Source organism: Endozoicomonas sp. Mp262 (assembly GCF_025643335.1).
Classification (GTDB): Bacteria; Pseudomonadota; Gammaproteobacteria; order Pseudomonadales; family Endozoicomonadaceae; genus Endonucleibacter.
Window position 1 is genome coordinate 2,806,472 of the sequence record NZ_CP092489.1, and the last position, 19,538, is coordinate 2,826,009.

The window sequence follows — 19,538 nt, forward strand, 5'->3', positions numbered from 1 at the left end:
CTATCTGTGCCCCAGCTTTCCCTAAATATGCCTCAGTGATAGGATTCGTCGCTTATTCTACTTTGACCTGAGTTCGACATAAGGAACTGATTTTATATAGCATAGCTACCACGCTGATTAGGGGTGGAGTAGTGCTGTGCTGACCAAGGTATTTTGCAGGGTAGACGATTTTTGCAAGCAATTTGAACCAAAGCTAAACCAGTATCTGATCGAGCATTGTGGCCGCAAGCGCATTCGTAAACAGTCTCTATCAATCAGCGAAGTGGCAACGATCGTCATCCTATTTCATGCTAAAGGCTATCGTTGTCTGAAGCACTTCTATATTAATCATGTCTGTAAATACTGGCATAAGCACTTTCACGGGCTAGTCAGCTACAATCGGTTTGTTGAGCTGATGCCACAAGCGCTTATGGTACTCTCAGCTTTCTTGCAGACACGATATGGCAAGGTGTCTGGCATTTCTTATATAGATTCAACCGGCATCGCTGTCTGTGAAAAAAGTCGGGCTCTGCGCCATAAAGTGTTTAAAGATGAAGCAGGCTGGGGTAAGTCTTCTACACACTGGTATTACGGCTTTAAGCTTCACCTGATTATCAATGATACCGGTGAGTTGCTGGCGGTTAAGTGTACATCAGGTAATACCGATGATCGTGCTGTTCTTGAAGATATGTGCTGCCACTTGTTTGGTAAGCTGTTCGGCGACAAAGGCTATATATCCAAGGCCAAAGCCCAGCTTTTAAAAGAAAAATACGATGTTGACCTGATTACGACGCGCAGGAAAAACATGAAACCTCAGAACCTGCCTGCTTTTGATAAAGTACTGCTGAGAGGGCGTGCAATCATTGAGACGGTCAACGATCAGTTGAAAAATATCTCTCAGATAGAGCACACCCGCCACCGCTCAAAGTTCAATTTTATGGTGAACTTGCTGGCAGGGCTTATAGCCTATACGTTTCAAAAAAAGAAGCCTTCTCTGAGCATTCAGCATACGGGGCTGGTTGAGTTGGTTGCTTAACCGTTATGTCGAACTCAGGTCTACTTTGGGTAACGTTATGAGTATCGCTGCACTACCACAAAAGATAAGGGACAATTATGAAATCCATGAGCGCAAACATGCCAGTACAATACTTGAGCATGACTTTCCAGAAGAGTGGCGAGATATTTTAGATGTACTTGAAGCTTTTGAGCTGAAAAAAACATACATCACAACTCGTGGCGGCAGAAAATCAAAAGTTTCAAAGTTTATTGATGAATTTTTGTACAGCAGGAATTGGGTAGAAAAACACTTCGACACAAGAATAGTTGTTGATCGTGAGGAAAAGGATTCACCTACACACGGTATTGACTGCTATCGCAATAAAATTGGCTTAGAGATTGAATGGAATAATAAAGACCCTTTTTATGACAGGGATTTGAATAATTTTCGGCTATTGCATGATCTTAATGTAATCAGTGTGGGCGTTATCATTACAAGGTGTACTGAGCTTCAACAGATATTTAACGACCTTGGACGTGGGGAGTCATACGGTACAAGCACTACCCACATGGGTAAATTGATGCCTAAAGTGAATGGTGGTGGCAGTGGTGGCTGCCCATTGCTGATATTTGGTATTTCTTCTGCACTTTACAACCCTAACGCTTAGTTTTGGGTTACCTTCAGAATTTGATGGTTTTGAGAGCTTATTGCTCAAGGATGTCCAGTTTCTTTTTCAGAAACTTAATATGATCACGATAATCTGGAAATAGGGATGGGTAATGGTGAGGTTTCCTATTTCCTGATTCTGCCAACTAAGCCCTCAATCAGGATATTTAAGTGCTTGCTGACTGGCTATATGTCCCTGGGCGACGTCCAGTTCCTGTAACAGTGCTTCCGCTTCAATAATATCTGGAATGACAGGAATGAACTGTGTAATTCCGCTCAATTCAAATAAGCTGGCGATTGAAGAGATGGGGTTACAGAAAAGCATGGTACGGAAAAAAGGCATTTGACGCCGGGTGGCTAAAAACTGTTGTAAGCCTTTACTGTTAATGCTCTGGAGTTGGCTACACTCCAGCAGTAGATGCTTATGACTGTTGTAAAGTGCATCATTTAATGCCGCTGCCACAATTTTTGCATTATAAGCATCAATCTTACCGATAATCTCAAATAAGATATAGCTATGATGTTCCTCGAGATTGATTGTCAGTGCCATAGCTAACTCCTTTATAGGGTTTTTTAATTTTCGCTTTTATCCTTATTAAGTGATGAGGAAGATTTTATAGCGGGAGAGGGGATTAAATGTATAACGACCCGGTTAGTAACACTGACCAGGTTGCCTGATATAAGGGATAACCCGATGTGTAAAAGGTTGCAGTCTTAGGGGCGGCAGATATATTAATACCAATCACCCAGAGCGTGGGAGTAGGCTAGCGGGTAGCTGTATTATTAGCCAATTATGATATCTTCATTGACATATCTAACTCTCATGGTTTTCGGTCGAGTAGCGAGATAAGCAATACTGATGGGGCCAATACGGCCAATAATCATGAGAAAGGTTATGATCATCTTTCCCTGGGTGCTCATTTCAGCGGTTAGACCTGCCGTGAGTCCTACAGTGCTGAATGCAGAAATAGACTCGAAAAGTAACACATCAAATCTGGCATTTTCTGTAATCATCAGTAGAAATGTTGCTGTCAGCAATGTGATAAAGCTGACAACGATAATTGCAAAAGCCTTGAAAATGATGGTGTCGGAAATGCTTCTTTTGAAGATGTCAAAGGTTGAGGTGCCTTGCAGGAAGCTTTTTGTGGCAATGACAGCCACAGCAAGGGTGCTGACTTTTATGCCGCCTCCTGTGGAAGAGCTGCCTGCACCAATAAACATCAGAATCATCATGACTAAAAGCCCTGCATGAGTCATTTCGATGATTTCTATTGAGTTGAAACCTGCCGTCCGGGCTGTGGCTGATTGAAAAAAAGCCATTAATAGTTGTTCCCAGAAATTATGGCCGCCCAGTGTCTTAGGGTTATTACTTTCCAGGGCCAGTAGAATGAGGGTTCCGCTAATAAGTAAAATGAAAGATGTGATTAATACTATTTTTGAGTGAAGCGAAATCCGCCTATACCCTCGAGGCTTACTGACTATGTCGTCAATAACAGTAAAACCAATTCCACCAATGATGAATAAAGCTGTAATGGTCAATGTGACCAGTGGCGCTTTTGAGTAACCGGTCATTGAGTCATGAAATAATGAGAATCCGGCATTGTTGAAAGCGGATACAGCATGAAAGAACGCTGTATAAAAACCTTCCCGGGTGCCAAACTCAGGAATCCAGGCAATGGAAAGAATGATGGTGCCAATTAACTGTGTTGTTAATGAAAAAATAACGATTTTTTTTATGAGTCTTGAAATATTTGTTGTTGATTGTTGATTGAGCTCTTCTTTAAGAAGTGTTTGATCGCGTATGCTTATTTTTTTTCCTAATGCTAACAAAATAAAAACACCGAGCGTCATCTGACCGATTCCGCCCAGCTGCATAAGTATAATCAACCATGTATGGCCAGCGGTAGAGAAGTGTGTGCTGGTGTCAACGATTGTTAGGCCAGTGACAGTAAGTGCTGATGTTGCTGTAAAAAGAGCATCTATCCAGCTTAGGCCAGTGACTGAGGCATACTCTGTCATCAGGAATAGGGTTGATGGAATAAGCACAAGGCCATAACATATGAGGATAATTCCACCAGGGCTATTAAGCCGGCTGGTGGCAGGGGATACTTTTTTATAATGTTTTATTTTCAGTTTGGTAAGTTTTTTCATTAGCTAGAATTTATTTAATAGCTGTTGTAAATCCTCAATTGAGCCACCAAGGATTAAAATATCCCCTGAATCCAGGATGATATCTTGGCTTGTTACAGGTTGTAGCTCCTTTTTGCGTTTTATTGCCAGGGCATAGGTTGTATGGGGAATCTTGATATGACTGAGGGGTTTGCCTGCTAAATGCTCGTATATTTTTAATTCATAAATGGTGAGGTCATCACCAAGATCAACAGATCCAAAAAGAAGGTTTGAAACCATCTGTCGTGAAAGGGTTTTGGCAATGTTTTTTTCTGGAGATATAATATGATCTGTACCAACCTTTCTTAGGATTTTTGTCTGTAACTCATTGTTAGATTTAACCCACAGGTTTTTTACGCCCGCTTCTTTTAGGCCAATGGCTGCAAGAAGACAGGCACCAGTATTATCGCCAAAAGATATAATAACACAGTGATAAGATGCCAGGTTGAGCTCATTAATGACTCGCTCATCTGTAGCGTCGGCAATAATGGCTTCAGTCACGTCAGCTGAAACATGCCTAACAGCCTGTTCTTTTTTATCTATAGCTAAAACCTGGACTTGCAGGGCCATGAGTTCCTTGCAAAGCAGTTGCCCAAAACGACCAAGTCCAATGACTGCGATTTGTTTTTGCATAAATTACCGTATAAATGCTTTATATGAATATTTATTGTCTAGCTTCGCAGACCGCTATTGATACTTTTTACTATTTTTGAGCGAATTTCAAGAGAGTATTTTTTAGGTTTTATTGAGAGTATTTGTTAGAAATTCTGCCAGGGCTGATAGCACTTTGTCATGAGCTTTGGGGTCGAAATTTTTGTGCCCTGCAATATCAAAACAATGCTTGATGTTTGGGTATGTAATGCTGGTAATGGGCAATCCCTGGTTCTGCCATGAAGTCATAAGGTGTGTGCAGGCTTCAGGGTCAACGGTGGAGTCTTGTCCGGCGTGAATGGCCAGCAACGGAATTGGGCTGCTAAAACTGTATCGGGCCCTGGAGGGGTATCCGCAGTAGGGGTAGTAAACCACCGCAGCTTTTATCATGGAAAAAAGGTCTTCAGGCGCAGAATCAAGGCCTCGTGGCAGCTTGCCATTGTATGAAAGGGCATCCAGGATGGTCCATCCGCCATGGGAATAGCCTAAAATCGCAACTTTATTGGTGTTGGCCAGTGGGTGGTGCTTAATAAAATTCAGGGCAATATACAGGTCTCCAGCGCGTTCAGAACCCCAGAGTGCATAGCCACTGCATACGGCATCTTCATTAAGTCCCCTGCCAGAATGGCTATCCACCATCACGGCCATATATCCGGCGTTCACCAGCCAGTCCATTCGTGGTTTTGCCCGTTCCGGCTTAACACCTTCACAGCCTGGAAATACCAGCACTACGGGAAACGGCCCTGTTCCCTCGGGCGTTTTTATGGCAATGAATGGGGTGACTATATCATTCAGATTTTCCCAGCTTCTGTTTTTAACAAAAATCGCACTTCTATAGGGCCAAAGCCCTACGACCAGTAAAGTCATTGCTAAAAGAAATAGTACTATAGATAGAATTAGTACCAGCTTTCGGATGCGGGGATTTTTTGTTGGCATAACTTACTTGGGTTTATGTCAATGTTATATTCTGATAATGAGAAATTTTAATTCTAGTTTAGTAGGCTGTTCTGTTCCTTGACTTTTTTGTATCAATGTATGAGTAAATTATTATTGATTTCAGGGCCTGGTCAGCATCGTTAGACACGTGACCAAACCCGGACTGGTTTTGGCGGACTAGTTATCCAGTTTCTTTCTTAAAATCTGGTTAACCATACCAGGGTTTGCTTTGCCCCTGGAAGCCTTCATGCATTGTCCAACAAAGAAACCAAGCATTTTGCCACGTTTTTCCACCGGGGCAGCGCGATATTGTTCCAGCTGCTGGGTGCAATTTGCCAGGACTTCATCAATCATGGCCTCAATAGCACCAGTGTCAGTGACTTGCTTAAGTCCTTTTTTCTCGATGACCTCGTCAGCGGTAGTGCCTTCACCTTTCCACAGGGCCTCAAAAACCTGCTTGGCTATTTTTCCGGAAATGGTGTTATCTTTAATGCGAGCGATCAATCCGCCCAGCATTTCAGCATTCACAGGACTGTTAGCAATGGACAGGTTTTCCTGATTCAGGGTTTTAGCCAGCTCTCCCATCACCCAGTTAGCAGCCAGTTTTGCATCATCGGAAGCTTTGGCGGCCGTTTCAAAGTACTCAGCGGTAGCTCTGTCAGAAGAGAGCACTTCAGCGTCGTAATCTCCCAGACCCAGCTCACTGATAAAGCGTGCTTTTTTAGCTTCTGGTAATTCTGGCATTTCACCTTTCAGCTGTTCCAGCAGGCTGTCTTCAATAACTACAGGCAGCAAGTCTGGACAGGGGAAATAGCGGTAGTCATTAGCTTCTTCCTTGCTGCGCATGGAACGGGCCTCACCGGTATCACCGTTGTACAGTCGGGTTTCCTGTATGACTTCACCACCGTCTTCAATCAGGTCAATCTGTCGCTCAATTTCCTTATTGATGGCCTGCTCCATAAAGCGGAAGGAGTTCAGGTTTTTGGTTTCAGTCCTTGTGCCCAGTTTTTCCTGACCTTTTGGACGAACAGAGACATTAACGTCAAAACGCATGGAGCCCTGGGACATTTCACCATCACAAATACCGATGGTGGTGACAATGGAGTGCAGCTTTTTGGCAAAAGCCACGGCTTCCTCAGCGTTGCGCATATCGGGTTCGGTGACGATCTCGATTAATGGTGTTCCGGCACGGTTAAGGTCTATACCGGACATGCCCTGGAAATCTTCATGCAGGCTTTTGCCGGCATCTTCTTCCAGGTGGGCATGATGGATGCGGACGGTTTTTACAGAACCATCGCTCAAGGCAATATCCACATGCCCGGCACCCACAATGGGTTTTTCCAGTTGGGTTGTCTGATAGCCTTTGGGCAGGTCGGGATAAAAGTAGTTTTTCCGTTCGAAAACATTGACCTTGTTGATGTCTGCCTCAATGGCCAGGCCAAATTTAATCGCTTTGTTAACGGCTTCTTCGTTCAGAACAGGAAGAATGCCCGGTAGACCGAGATCCACAGCGCAAGCCTGGGTGTTTGGTTCAGCCCCAAAGGCTGTGGATGCCCCGGAAAAGATTTTGGTTTTAGTGGCGAGCTGGACATGAATTTCCAACCCGATGACTGCTTCCCATGCCATTATTTATACCTCACAATCAAACCAGGGTGGAAGGGGTGTTCAGGTGCCAGTCAGTAGCCTGCTGGAAACGATGGGCGACGTTAAGCATCCGGGCTTCATCAAAGTGCTTGCCGATCATTTGCAGGCCTACAGGACGGTTATTCACCAGGCCTGCTGGAACAGACATGCCGGGTAGTCCTGCCAGGTTAACGGAAAGTGTGTAGATATCGGATAAGTACATGGCCACAGGGTCATCACTCTTTTCACCGATATTGAACGCAGGTGTCGGCGCATTGGGTCCCATGATAATGTCGCACTCTTGAAAGGCGTTCAGGAAGTCATCACGGATCAGGCGGCGAATTTTCTGGGCCTTGACGTAGTAAGCATCATAGTAACCGGCAGATAACGCATAGGTACCCACTAAAATACGACGCTTGACTTCTTCTCCAAAACCTTCGGTGCGACTGCGCTTGTAAAGGTCTTCCAGGTCTTTGGGGTTTTCACAGCGATAGCCAAAGCGAACGCCATCAAAGCGGGACAGGTTGGAAGAAGCCTCTGCGGGGGCAATAACGTAATAAGCGGCTACGGACAGCTCGCTGTTGGGCAGGCTAATCTCTTTTACCTTGGCTCCCAGCTTTTCGTATTCAGCAATGGCATTGTGAATAGTTTGCTCTACTTCCCCATCCAGTCCGGCGGTGAAATACTCTTTGGGAAGGCCAATGGTAAGGCCGTCAAGAGAATCGTTCAGGGTAGCCGTATAGTCCGGTACTGCTTTATCAATGGATGTGGAGTCACGATGGTCAAAGCCCGCCATGGTGTTGAGCATGATAGCCGCGTCCTCGGCTGTACGGGTCATTGGACCTGCCTGGTCCAGGCTGGAGGCGTAGGCAATCATGCCGTAGCGGGATACCCGGCCATAGGTGGGCTTGATGCCTGTGATACCACAGTGGGAGGCGGGTTGGCGGATGGAGCCGCCGGTATCGGTTCCTGTGGCGCCTGCTGCCAGCCGGGCAGCGACACAGGCCGCAGAACCGCCGGAAGAGCCCCCGGGAATTGCCTTGGTATCCCAGGGGTTGGTCACCGGTCCATAATGGCTGTTTTCATTGGATGAACCCATGGCAAATTCATCCATATTGGTTTTACCCAGCATGACCGCACCTGCCTCATGGAACTTGCGAGTCACTGTGGATTCATAGGGAGCAACAAAGTTATCCAGAATTTTTGAGCCACAGCTGGTGCGAACGCCTTCGGTGCAAAACAGGTCCTTATAGGCGAGAGGAATGCCTGTCAAGGCGCTGGCGTCACCGTTGCCCCGTTGTTTGTCTGCGGCCGCAGCCTGCTCAAGGGCGCGCTCTTCAGTCACTGTAATATAGCTGTTGTAGCGGGTATCCAGTTGGCGGATACGCTCCAGATAGCTTTGGGTCAGCTCAACGCTGGAGATCTTGCCGTCGGCCAGTGCCCGGCTTTGCTCTGCAAGTGTTTTATCGTACATAGATAGGTTGTCTGATTAAGTGCCGTAACGGTATGTCTTGGAAGCGGGATTATTCGATAACCCGGGGGACAAGGAATAACCCGTCTTCTGTAGCTGGCGCGCAGCTCTGCAGTTTCTCGCGCTGATTCTCTTCGGTTACCTGATCTGCCCGCAAGCGCTGGGTGGCATCCAGCGGGTGGGCCATGGGAGAAATACCGTCAGTGTCAACAGCCTGCATTTTGTCAACCAGTGCCAGAATCTGGCTGATAGTGCCGGTGGTGGCTTCTACATCGCTTTCATCAATGGTTAAGCGTGCGAGGTGCGCAACAGCCTTAACCTGAGACTTGTCTATGGCCATGGTGGTTATCTGATTGATTAAAACCGCCTATCATGAGGCAATACAGGATAATTTCAAGGGGATGCTTTGGAAATCCTGACGGGTCAGGGGTTGTTCATAATTCTTGGTGCGCTGCAAACGGTGACAAAGGCCACTGTTTTCTCGCTATTTTGCCCTTCCAAAAGGTTATGAACGGCACTCTGGGGGAATTTTACGGAGATTAATAGCATATTTTTCTAAATATCGGGGATTGGCACTGTGAATCGCTACTATATCCAGATAACATATTCATATTTAAGCTACATTCCTGTTAGTCTTTTGATTATAACTTGAGCCGTCGTGCAAAGAAGCAAATGACAGAGTAGTTGGTTCTGTAAGGTGTGACCAGTCAGAAGCAAGCCCTTGCCGGCTGCCTGTAAGGACACTCAAGAGGCTACGCTGTGCTGTGTATTCAGCTTGCTCTGGATTTTCTGCATTGTTAGAGTTGGCGGCAGTTACAGATAGCCTTGACTCAAGGTAAACCACAACATGTTGAAAAGGTTACGGGGCCTGTTTTCCAGCGACTTGTCGATCGACCTGGGAACGGCCAACACACTGGTCTATGTCCGAGAAAAGGGCATTGTACTGAATGAGCCATCGGTTGTTGCTATACGCAATCTGGGTGCCCAGAAGAGTGTAGTTGCCGTAGGGGCTGATGCAAAGAGGATGCTGGGGCGAACCCCAGGAAACATTACTGCCATTCGTCCGATGAAAGACGGGGTTATTGCTGATTTTGATGTCTGTGAGCGGATGCTCCAGCACTTCATCAATAAGGTTCATGAGAATAGCTTTATTCAGCCTAGCCCCAGGGTACTGGTTTGTGTGCCCTGTAAGTCTACCAAGGTGGAGAAAAGGGCTATTCGTGAGTCCGTATTGGGTGCTGGCGCCAGGGAAGTTTACCTGATCGAGGAGCCTATGGCTGCTGCGATTGGTGCAGGCCTTCCCGTTGAAGAGGCCAGTGGCTCAATGGTGGTTGACATCGGTGGTGGCACCACTGAAATCGCCATTATATCTCTGAGTGGTGTCGTCTATTCCGAGTCGGTCCGGGTAGGGGGTGACCGTTTTGATGATGCCATTGTCACCTATGTTCGTCGTAACTACGGTAGTCTCATTGGTGATGCCACGGCAGAGCGCATCAAGCAGGAAATTGCCATTGCCTATCCCAGTGACGAGTTGCTGGAGATTGATGTTCGAGGCCGGAACCTGGCTGAGGGCATTCCGAGAAGCTTTACCCTGAACAGCAGTGAGATCCTCGATGCTCTGCAAGAATCTTTAACCTCCATTGTCCAGGCGGTAAAAAGTGCCCTTGAACAGTCTCCACCGGAACTGGCATCGGATATTGCTGAGCGGGGTCTGGTGTTGACAGGAGGCGGAGCCCTGTTGCGAGATCTGGACAAGCTGATCAGTGAAGAAACGGGCTTGCCAGTTCTGGTTGCAGAGGATCCGCTGACCTGTGTTGCCAGAGGCGGTGGCCGGGCAATTGAAATGATGGATAAACACAGAATGGATCTTCTGTCTACGGACTAACTCATACCCTACTATGAGCAATAGTGCGTTTGAATAATAAGTTACGGATAGGGCGGCGGTTGTAGTCATGCCATTTTGGTATAGGCAGTCGCTTTCCTGATCTGGCTTGCACTGCTTCAAAGTACTTCGGGACAGCTGTGAACTTTACAGGAGCAGGTTATTAAACCCATATTTAGTCAGCGCCAGTCATTCATGACACGGTTTGTTTTGTTATTGCTGCTGTCTTTGGTATTACTGTTCGTTGATCATCGATATAACTACCTTTCTGTAGTCAGGTCCTGGCTGACGGTGGCGGCCACCCCTGTATACTGGTTGGCAGACATGCCGTCGCAAATGTGGGGAACGGCCAGTGACCTGGTGGTATCCCGCAGTGAGCTTTTCGAGGAAAATGCCCGTCTGAAAGCTCGAAATCTTATTCTGGAGCAAAAGGTTCAAAAGCTGGCATCGCTTACTGCCCAGAATATTCGTCTGAAAGAACTCCTGAATTCCTCTGAGCTGGTTGATGAGCAAGTGGTGATTGCGGAGATTGTTGGTATTGATCCAGACCCCTTTTCCCATATCGTCATGATTAACAAAGGTAGCCTGGACGGTGTTTTTGCCGGCCAGGCTATTTTGGATGCCCGTGGTGTGATGGGGCAGGTGGTTGAGGTCAGTCCTGTTAGCAGCAGGGTCATGCTGGTGACTGACATGTCCAGCCGGGTTCCGGTGCAGAACCATCGAACAGATTACAGAGCCATTGCCGCAGGTACTGGTAACCCTGACCAGCTTGAGCTTTTGCATATTCCTGATACCGCTGATTTCAAGGTTGGGGATTTATTGACCAGTTCAGGGCTTGGGCAGCGCTACCCGGCCGGTTATCCGCTAGGGAAAGTGCAGAGGGTTATTCATGAACCGGGTCAGCCATTTGCTACAGTACTGATTCAGCCGGTGGCTGAAATTAATCGAAGTCGTCTGGTCTTACTGGTATTCAGAGAAAAACAAACCTTGCCAGACTTGCCAAAAGGAAGTGTACCATGAGTGTTCAGCATCCGAATGCCCACTGGGTGGTATGGATGTCTTTACTGGTGGCAGCGGTATTAAGTATTTTACCTTTGCCTGCCTGGCTTTCCGTAGCAAGACCGGCCTGGGTCCCTATGGTGGTTATGTATTGGATTCTGGCCTTGCCGAACCGGTTTGGGCTGGTCTTTGCTTTTATAGTGGGCCTGCTTCTGGATGTATTTCTGGGGGTTTTATTTGGCCTTAATGCCCTTGGCCTGACTTTAGTGGCTTTTGTGATGTTAAGTCTGCACCGGAGGTTACGCATGTTTCCCTGGTGGCAACAGGCGTTTATAGTATTTGTGATTATCAGCTGTTATCAACTGCTGGGTCTTTGGGTAAAAAGTGCAGCAGGCTTTTCGATGCCTTCGTTATGGTATTTGCTTCCTGCCCTGACCAGTGCGGCTTTTTGGCCCTGGGTTCTTTCTATCCTTCGATTTCTAAGACGCTATTTCAGGGTAGTCTGACACCGTACCTGGATCTGGAGTATTAATGATTTACCTGGCTTCCCAATCACCGCGCCGACAAACGCTGTTAAACCAGATTGGCGTTGAGTTTCATCCCATTTGCTGTGAGATTGATGAACGGCCACGGCCTGGAGAGCAGTCAGGTGATTATGTCCTCAGGATGGCAGTGGAGAAGGCGGAGAGGGGTTGGAAAAAAATAGAGCAAGAACAATTGCCACACCATCCTGTCCTGGCGGCTGATACTTCTATCAGGCTGGATAACTCAATACTGGGTAAGCCCGAAAGTCCGGAGCATGCGCTGAATATGCTGACAAGATTAAGCGGCAGAAAGCATCAGGTGCTAACTTCGGTTGCAGTGATTCTGGCGGATAGGCTAGAAACATCGGTTTCCATTACCCAGGTGCATATGGCCGCACTATCAGATCAACAGATGCAAGACTATGTTGCAACCGGTGAGCCCATGGATAAAGCCGGGAGTTATGCTATTCAGGGACTGGGTGCTGTTCTGGTGGAATCCATTGTAGGAAGCTATTCAGGTGTTATGGGGCTACCGTTACATAATACTTCAGAATTGTTAAGAGGGTTTGGCATTCCAGTTTGGCACAATACTCATGATACTTGAAGGAAGTTGAGGGGAAGGGGATGAGTGAAGAGATTCTGATGAATATCACGCCCATGGAGTCTCGTGTGGCGCTGGTGGAGAATGGTGTACTTCAGGAGATCTATATAGAGCGCTCCTGTAGTAGGGGGATTGTCGGAAACGTCTATAAAGGAAAGGTGGTCAGGGTTTTGCCTGGTATGCAGGCGGCATTTGTAGATATAGGCCTTGAGCGGGCGGCATTTATTCATGCCAGTGAAATTGCGCCGAGAAATGATAAGAATGGCGATGACCAAAATGAGATTTCTATCGTTGGATTGGTACATGAAGGTCAGGCACTGGTGGTGCAGGTTACCAAGGACCCTCTCGGCACCAAAGGAGCCCGGTTAACCACGCATATATCGCTACCGGCCCGGTACCTGGTTCTGATGCCCCATAATAACCATGTGGGTATCTCTCTCCGGATTGAAGATGAAGAGGAGCGGGAACGGCTCAGGACACTGGTTGAAGGCTGTTTGGAACAGGAAAGTCGCCAGGAGCAGGGAGGATTTATCCTGAGGACGGCGGCTGAGGGGATTGGTGAAGAGGAGGTTCGGGCTGATATATTATTTCTGCACCGGCTATGGAGCAGTATTGAGGAAAGCATTCGGGAGACCCGGGCGCCTGCGGTTATCTATGAAGACTTGCCTCTGCCCCAGAGAACCATGCGTGATCTGGTGAATCCGGATATTGAAAAAATTCGCATTGATTCTCAAGAAACCTTCCAAAAGGTTCATAAATTTGTCAAAAAACTGGTGCCACAGGTGGATGGCCGTGTGGAGTACTATCCGGGGGAGAGGCCAATCTTTGACCTGTTTGGGGTTGAGGATGAGATTAATAAAGCCTTGAGTCGCAAGGTGCAGTTAAAGTCAGGTGGCTACCTTATCATTGACCAGACGGAAGCAATGACCACCATTGATGTTAATACCGGGGCTTTTGTCGGGCACCGGAATCTGGAAGAAACCATTTTTAAAACCAATCTTGAGGCCGCAGTTGCCATTGCCAGGCAACTGCGCCTGAGAAATCTGGGTGGTATTATCATTATTGATTTTATTGATATGGAAGAGCCGGAACATCAACGCCAGGTGCAAAGGGCTTTTGATAAATCCCTGGAAAAAGATCATGCCAAGACCAATATCACAGGTGTCAGTGATCTGGGGCTGGTTGAGATGACCCGTAAGCGTACCCGGGAATCTCTGGAAAATGTGTTGTGTGAGTCGTGTCCCACGTGCAGTGGGCGGGGAACCTTAAAAACGGCAGAAACCGTTTGTTATGAAATATTCAGGGAAATATTAAGAGCCGCCCGGGCATATGAAAGCGATGGTTATCGGGTATTGGCATCTGAATCAGTTGTGGATCGCCTTCTTGATGAAGAGTCCAATAATGTGGCTGACCTTGAACAGTTTATAGGCAAGCCGGTACGGTTTCAGGTGGAGCCTATTTATAGCCAGGAACAGTTTGATGTGGTTCTTGTATAGATGAAGTCAGTGTTGCAGAGGGTGGCTAGGTGGGGCTGGCGGTTATTTATTGCCTTTTTGGTCTCTATCATTTTAATTGTTGGAGGGGCAAGGTTACTGGTGGCCTTTCTGCCATTACTACAGCAGCATATTACCCAATACCTGAGTGAACAGCTAAAAACCTCATTATATGTAGATAAGCTCAGTGCTGAATGGGCGGAAGGGAGACCAGCCTTATCCATTAGAGGATTAAAACTACAGGGTCGGGATGCAGAGAAACCGGGTTTTTCTGTTGATCGATTGGATCTGTCCCTGGATTTACGTTCAAGCTTATTATACCGAACACCTGTTTTTAACCATCTGGAGATTGATGGTGCTTCTCTGGAAATCGTTGATCAGGGGCAACAGCGCTGGGGTATTTCTGGCATTGACGGCAGTATAGGCGCCATAGAGGAACGAAATTCTGGCAGGCCTTCCCTATTAAACTGGCTCCAGCTTCAGTCAACCATCGATATTACCAACATTTCGCTAGCCATCATTCACTCCGGTGAGTCCGTCACACAATTTAAAACGCCTTACTTTTCTCTGGTTGAAACGCGCGGTATGAAGCAGCTTAGTACCCGGCTGGAGTTTAGCGACGGATTTATTGAAGTATCCGGGCGTGGACAGGGTGTAGATCTTTGGTCTATGGGTTGGACGGGTTCCATAGTGGCTCATTCCCTGAATGCTGAGCACCTTTGTGCACTCTGGTCAGGGTGTAATGACCGAGTTCAAAAAGCGGTGATCACCTCTGATTTGTCATGGCGCTATCAAAATGGTGACTGGCAACTGTATGGGGGCGTTTCTGTTCCTGAACTTACTTATCAAACACCGGCTGCTGTGAGCCATAAGCTGAGGGGTGATTCGAACGTTTTTCTTGAAGGGAAAAAAGGAAAGAACTGGAAGTTTTGGTTAAACCAGCTGTCGATCACCATGGATCAGCAATCCACTTATGATGCGGGTGACTGGTATATGACCGGGGAAACCCGGCCGGAATACAGCATTACAATGGCAAGCAGTAACCTTGACCTATCCCGGTTAAAGGTTTTTTTGCTGCAGGCAGACTTATTGCCGGAATTACCCCAGAAATTACTTAGCGTATTGAATCCGGAAGGCTCCCTTAAAGACCTGGTTATGCGACTGTATCCAGGCAGAAAGCCTTTTGATTTTGATCTTCAGGCCCGGTTGGCTGATGTGTCTGTAGATGCCTGGGAGGATGCCCCTTCAGCAAAACACGTCAGTGGTAAACTAAGAATGGGCTTGTTAAAAGGTAGCCTGTTGCTGGATAGCTCCGATTTCAATTTAGGGTTGTCGAGGGTATTCAGGGATGTATGGCATTACAACTCAGCCAAAGCCCGGCTTTATTGGGATGTGGTTGATGATACGTATATCCTTCGTGGTGACCGGATACAGCTGGACGGGGCTGAAGGACAGTTAACCGGCCAGCTTCGTCTGGATATTCCCCTGCTGGATGAGCAACCCGTTGAAATGGCACTTACGGTAGGGATGAAGGAGGGCAATGCCCAATATACCGGCAAGTACTTGCCAGCAAAGCTGGATGCCTTGTCACCTCAGCTGGTTGACTGGCTGGATTCTGCTATAAAGCAGGCAGATATAGACGAAGGGGGCTTTTTGTATAATGGTGTGTTGAGTGGGGGGGAGAAAGGCAGCTCTCGCTGGGGATTGTTTTTTGATGTGGAGAATGCCCGGCTCAATTATCACCCTGACTGGCCTGAAGTACATGGGATGGCAGGTGATGTCTATGTCAATAATGATCAGGTAGAAGTGCTTGCCAGGCGGGGCGAGGTGATGGGGGTGAATCTCGATAAAACTGCCGTAACAGTGCCATTAGATAAGGATCCGGTGGTGTCAATTAGAGGCGCGAGTAATGTAAGGGGAAGTACGCTTCATAAATTTTTAACCAAGACCCCTGTGAACCAATTAATGGGAGGAGAAGCTGAAAAATGGCAGCTGTCAGGTGATCTTGATGCGGCCTTGAAAATTGATATTCCTATTCAGCATGTTCAAGATAGCGATGTACTTGTCAGGGCGCAGCTGGATGATTTCCAGTTTGGAATTCCGGAATACAATATCGCTGTTGAGGAAATAAACGGCCCAATTAGTTTCAGTACCCACAACGGGTTATGGGCAAAAAGGCTAAAAGGCCGGTTTTTGGAGCATCCTATTGAAGCGGATATCAAAACCACTGTAGAAAATAAAAAGTTTAAGAAAACTGCTATTCACTGGGATGGTCATGTTGATAGAGAACCGCTGCAGCAGTGGCTTGAGCTGGATATGCTGAGCCTGCTAGAGGGAAATGCGGAGTATGGGGCAGACTTACAGATTAACCATGAGGCGTCAGCCCTGAAACTGTCGGTTAACTCTGATCTAAAAGGTGTTGAGGTTGATTTGCCCGCACCAGTAGGAAAATCACCTGATAGCATTCAGCCATTGAGGATGGCACTGGAGGCGCAGGCCGAGGATAAGTGGTTATCCTTTAACCTTGCCGGAATCGGCAGGGGCAAGTTCCAGTTAGCTGGTAATGCCATAAAGGAAGGTGTTGTTTTTCTTGATCCTGAAACCAGGGATAGTAAGCCATTGGAAGATGGGCTTCCGGGAAAAATTACAGTGGCTGGCCGTTTGCCAGAGCTGGATATTAAAGCCTGGTGCAAGCGTTTTGAATATCAGCCGGTCAGTGCTGATGCCCGTTCATTTTTCGGATTATTAAATGTTGATAAGATCCAGGTGGATAAACCGCGCTATGGAGATACTACCTGGGAAAATCTTCAAGTTAGTTTTCAACCGGATAGCGAGTTTCTGAAGTTAACCGTAGATAGTGATTTCCTTACCGGAAGTCTTTGGATTCCCGGGAGGGAGTCTGTGCCTTACCGGCTGGCTATTGACCATTTGGTATTACCTGAGCCGGATCAGGGAGAAAAACCGGTTGAAGGAAAAACTGATAGGCTCTTTTCAATGAGTCCCCTTGCTATTCCAGCTGTTGATGTTTCCATCGAGTCTTTGAGTATGGGGGAAAAAATTAAAGGGCAGTTAGCCATGAAGCTGAGGAAGGTACCCAGTGGTCTTAGAATTGAGTCCATTGATGGTAATTTATCCAATATGGAACTCTCGGGCTCTGCGGACTGGACTGAACATAATGGTGTACAGCATACCTATTATCAGGGGTTGCTGAAGGGGGGGCACATTGATGAAATCTTTGAACTGTTTGGGTCACCTCCATTTATTCAGGCTAAGGAGAGTCGAATTAGTAGTCGTTTAAACTGGCCAGGCTCTCCTATGGATATGGCCTTTGCAGATCTGTCAGGTACAGTTGCCCTGGATCTGAATAATGGCAGGCTTAAAAAACTGGAAGGTGGTGCTGGTGCCTTAAAGTTATTTGGTATTTTGAACACCGAGTCATTAAATAGACGGCTAAAGCTTGATTTTTCAGACCTTTATTCATCAGGAGTCAGTTTTGATGACCTCCATGGCACGCTCCGTTTAAGTCAGGGGGTAGCTACCTTTGATTCCCCGATTGTGATTGAAGGGCCATCCTCTAACTTTAAACTGGATGGCCTCATTGACTCTGTCTCTGAAAGTATGGACGTCAGTCTGGTTGTTACCTTACCGGTTAGTTCAAACTTGCCTATTTTTAGTGTTTTGCTGGGAGCTGCTCCACAGGTTGCGGGTATTTTTTATATCGCCGACAAGCTGGTGGGTAAGCAGGTGGACCAACTGGCAAGTATTCGCTACCGGATTGAAGGATCTTTTGATGAACCCAGGGTTTCTCTCGACCAGTTGTTTTCCAATAAGGCAGTGAAGCCGGGTAAACAGTCAACGCCAATGGAAAAGGGAGTTAAGAATAAAAGTAAGCAAAAATAATTTTTTACCTCATACTTTTTTAAACTCCTGCTATCACAGGCCTATAGGGTCTTTGTCTCGTAGAAAAGGTGAGAGCTTGCCATTCATCAGATGCTGTTCTTCAAGATAAAGTTTCTAAAAGGATTAAAAATTAAATATTTATCAGGAATGAATATTTGTTAATGTTTTAAATGCAAATCATTATTCTTTGTCTCTGTATTTGTACTATCTGGTGAGTGTCGTGAAGTTCAATAGACTGAAATATCAGGTATGCGTGACCGTTTTCATAGTATTTGCTCACAACAAAGCTTTTTCGATGACATCCTCTATTCCTGTTCCTGTGGATGTTATGACATCGCTGGCTGAGCAGGTTTCTACGACATCTGCACCAGCTACTGGAATCGTTTTAAACTGGATAAGCATGAAGGTTTTGGGTTTTTCAGTCAGGGAAACAGCAGAAGTTTGGATTATTGGTAATGCGATTTATCAATCTGCACCAGATTATGCAAGACATAAGAAAACTGTGTTGATATTGGCCTCTGTATCGGCGGGAACATTTCTAATATCAATTGCAGCTTCTGGAACTGCTGTTGTGGCAACTTTAGCGCCATTTGTTCAGAAACCTGTTGTGAAGAAAATGATAGAGGCTTTAGAAGGTGTGACCTATCTTATCGGTCATAATGCCTTGTATAAGATGACAATGGATATTGTGAGACAGGCTCACCGAACAGTTCTTGGCCTTCGGAAAGAGAATTCTGAGCTTAATATAGGTGCGGTTGAAGTGACTGCATACAAAAATAATGCATACAGTTCAAAAGAAATGCAGGAGGAGCCACAAGTTAGACTTAGTCTGGTGGAAGCCGATGGGATTGGAGTAGATGAGCAGTCTGATATTTCGAAAAAAATTAGAAGTTATATTTATGCCACCTCTCTTATTCTTATTGTAAATCAGCTTAGGGAGGGAGTTGAAACCGGCTTGCTAGGAGGGCTTTCTGTATATTCTGGAGATGAGTCATATGCAACATTTTCCCAGAGAATTGGAATTGCTGCACTGTCCATTTCAGTGGCTGTGGTAGCAACCTCTGCTGTTATAGGAACTGTAGGGTTCGGCATTAAAAAATGTTTCTCTGGAATGAATGCTAAAAAGGTGGCGCTGGGTGGACTTGTTATTGGGGGGGGGGGAGCTGTAGGTTGCTCGATTGCTTTAGCTGGAAAAATGGGGCACGCATTTGCTGAGGTTATTGGCATCGATGAATCTGTAGGAGATTTGACAGGAGGAGATCCTGATAGTGTCTGGTCAGAGAAGCGGCTTCCTATGTCAATTCCCAATGCTTTCTTTGGCTATGATGCTGATCCGGATCCTCTGCAGCTTATATGCATGGGCTTTGCTGCTTTAAGGCTTGCTGTAGGATCAACTTTAACAATATATAAAGTGAATGCAGAAGAAAGGGAACTTGCAAAGCAGAGAGAGGCCCTTGAACGCAGGAAAATTTTGAGGATTAGTGATATTCCATCAGAAGGAGCCGAAATTCAATGCCAGGCTGAATTTTTAGGAGGAGACTGTTTTACGGCTGTTCTGAAAATTAAAGGGGCAGATGATATTTGTATTGAAACCATTGAAAAAGCTAATCTTCAAACATCAATGGATACTCACATGTAATATTTATT

At 46.3% G+C, this 19,538-nt stretch carries 16 protein-coding genes; 9 read left to right on the plus strand and 7 right to left on the minus strand.

Features of this window, described 5'->3' with window-relative positions; translation table 11 throughout:
- Window positions 1-136 precede the first annotated feature (136 nt).
- Both MJ595_RS12415 and MJ595_RS12420 read left to right on the plus strand, forming a co-directional pair.
- A complete protein-coding gene (locus MJ595_RS12415; RefSeq protein ID WP_263078216.1) occupies window positions 137-1,015 on the plus strand; it encodes an IS982 family transposase in 879 nt (292 codons plus the stop codon).
- 37 nt (window positions 1,016-1,052) lie between these two features.
- Window positions 1,053-1,643: a hypothetical protein gene (locus MJ595_RS12420; protein ID WP_263078217.1), complete on the plus strand. Its 591-nt coding sequence runs from the start codon at window positions 1,053-1,055 to the stop codon at window positions 1,641-1,643.
- A 153-nt stretch (window positions 1,644-1,796) separates the two neighbouring features.
- Here the strand turns inward: MJ595_RS12420 and MJ595_RS12425 are convergent, their stop codons facing one another.
- From MJ595_RS12425 to gatC, 7 genes are all read right to left on the minus strand, one after another.
- Window positions 1,797-2,192 carry an STAS domain-containing protein gene (locus tag MJ595_RS12425; RefSeq protein WP_263078219.1) on the minus strand — a complete coding sequence of 132 codons (396 nt, stop codon included), beginning with the start codon at window positions 2,190-2,192 and terminating at the stop codon, window positions 1,797-1,799.
- A gap of 233 nt (window positions 2,193-2,425) precedes the next feature.
- Window positions 2,426-3,793, minus strand: coding sequence for a TrkH family potassium uptake protein (locus MJ595_RS12430; RefSeq protein WP_263078221.1), 1,368 nt, complete (start codon window positions 3,791-3,793; stop codon window positions 2,426-2,428).
- Between the two features lie 3 nt (window positions 3,794-3,796).
- Window positions 3,797-4,444 carry a TrkA family potassium uptake protein gene (locus MJ595_RS12435; RefSeq protein WP_263078222.1) on the minus strand — a complete coding sequence of 216 codons (648 nt, stop codon included), beginning with the start codon at window positions 4,442-4,444 and terminating at the stop codon, window positions 3,797-3,799.
- A gap of 102 nt (window positions 4,445-4,546) precedes the next feature.
- Window positions 4,547-5,329: a dienelactone hydrolase family protein gene (locus MJ595_RS12440; RefSeq protein WP_263078223.1), complete on the minus strand. Its 783-nt coding sequence runs from the start codon at window positions 5,327-5,329 to the stop codon at window positions 4,547-4,549.
- Window positions 5,330-5,575: 246 nt separating this feature from the next.
- Complete coding sequence (gene gatB / locus MJ595_RS12445; RefSeq protein ID WP_263078224.1) at window positions 5,576-7,024, minus strand: Asp-tRNA(Asn)/Glu-tRNA(Gln) amidotransferase subunit GatB; 1,449 nt, start codon at window positions 7,022-7,024, stop codon at window positions 5,576-5,578.
- A gap of 16 nt (window positions 7,025-7,040) precedes the next feature.
- Complete coding sequence (gene gatA / locus MJ595_RS12450) at window positions 7,041-8,495, minus strand: Asp-tRNA(Asn)/Glu-tRNA(Gln) amidotransferase subunit GatA (protein ID WP_263078225.1); 1,455 nt, start codon at window positions 8,493-8,495, stop codon at window positions 7,041-7,043.
- 49 nt (window positions 8,496-8,544) lie between these two features.
- Window positions 8,545-8,832: an Asp-tRNA(Asn)/Glu-tRNA(Gln) amidotransferase subunit GatC gene (gene gatC, locus MJ595_RS12455; protein ID WP_263078226.1), complete on the minus strand. Its 288-nt coding sequence runs from the start codon at window positions 8,830-8,832 to the stop codon at window positions 8,545-8,547.
- Between the two features lie 507 nt (window positions 8,833-9,339).
- On the opposite strand from gatC, the gene MJ595_RS12460 reads away from it, so the two are divergent.
- The 7 genes from MJ595_RS12460 (at window position 9,340) to MJ595_RS12490 (ending at window position 19,530) form a co-directional block, all read left to right on the plus strand.
- Window positions 9,340-10,377, plus strand: coding sequence for a rod shape-determining protein (locus tag MJ595_RS12460; protein WP_263078227.1), 1,038 nt, complete (start codon window positions 9,340-9,342; stop codon window positions 10,375-10,377).
- A gap of 168 nt (window positions 10,378-10,545) precedes the next feature.
- Complete coding sequence (gene mreC / locus MJ595_RS12465) at window positions 10,546-11,394, plus strand: rod shape-determining protein MreC (RefSeq protein WP_263322503.1); 849 nt, start codon at window positions 10,546-10,548, stop codon at window positions 11,392-11,394.
- Window positions 11,391-11,879, plus strand: coding sequence for a rod shape-determining protein MreD (gene mreD, locus MJ595_RS12470; RefSeq protein WP_263078228.1), 489 nt, complete (start codon window positions 11,391-11,393; stop codon window positions 11,877-11,879). The genes mreC and mreD overlap by 4 nt, the downstream gene beginning before the upstream one ends.
- A 25-nt stretch (window positions 11,880-11,904) precedes the next feature.
- Complete coding sequence (locus MJ595_RS12475) at window positions 11,905-12,501, plus strand: Maf family nucleotide pyrophosphatase (RefSeq protein ID WP_263078229.1); 597 nt, start codon at window positions 11,905-11,907, stop codon at window positions 12,499-12,501.
- Window positions 12,502-12,521: 20 nt separating this feature from the next.
- Window positions 12,522-13,994 carry a ribonuclease G gene (rng, locus tag MJ595_RS12480; RefSeq protein WP_263078230.1) on the plus strand — a complete coding sequence of 491 codons (1,473 nt, stop codon included), beginning with the start codon at window positions 12,522-12,524 and terminating at the stop codon, window positions 13,992-13,994.
- Window positions 13,995-17,891, plus strand: a complete 3,897-nt coding sequence (locus MJ595_RS12485) for a YhdP family protein (protein ID WP_263078231.1) — start codon at window positions 13,995-13,997, stop codon at window positions 17,889-17,891.
- Window positions 17,892-18,111: 220 nt separating this feature from the next.
- Window positions 18,112-19,530 (plus strand): hypothetical protein, encoded by a 1,419-nt coding sequence (locus MJ595_RS12490; RefSeq protein ID WP_263078232.1) that lies wholly within the window; start codon window positions 18,112-18,114, stop codon window positions 19,528-19,530.
- The last annotated feature ends 8 nt before the right edge of the window (window positions 19,531-19,538 follow it).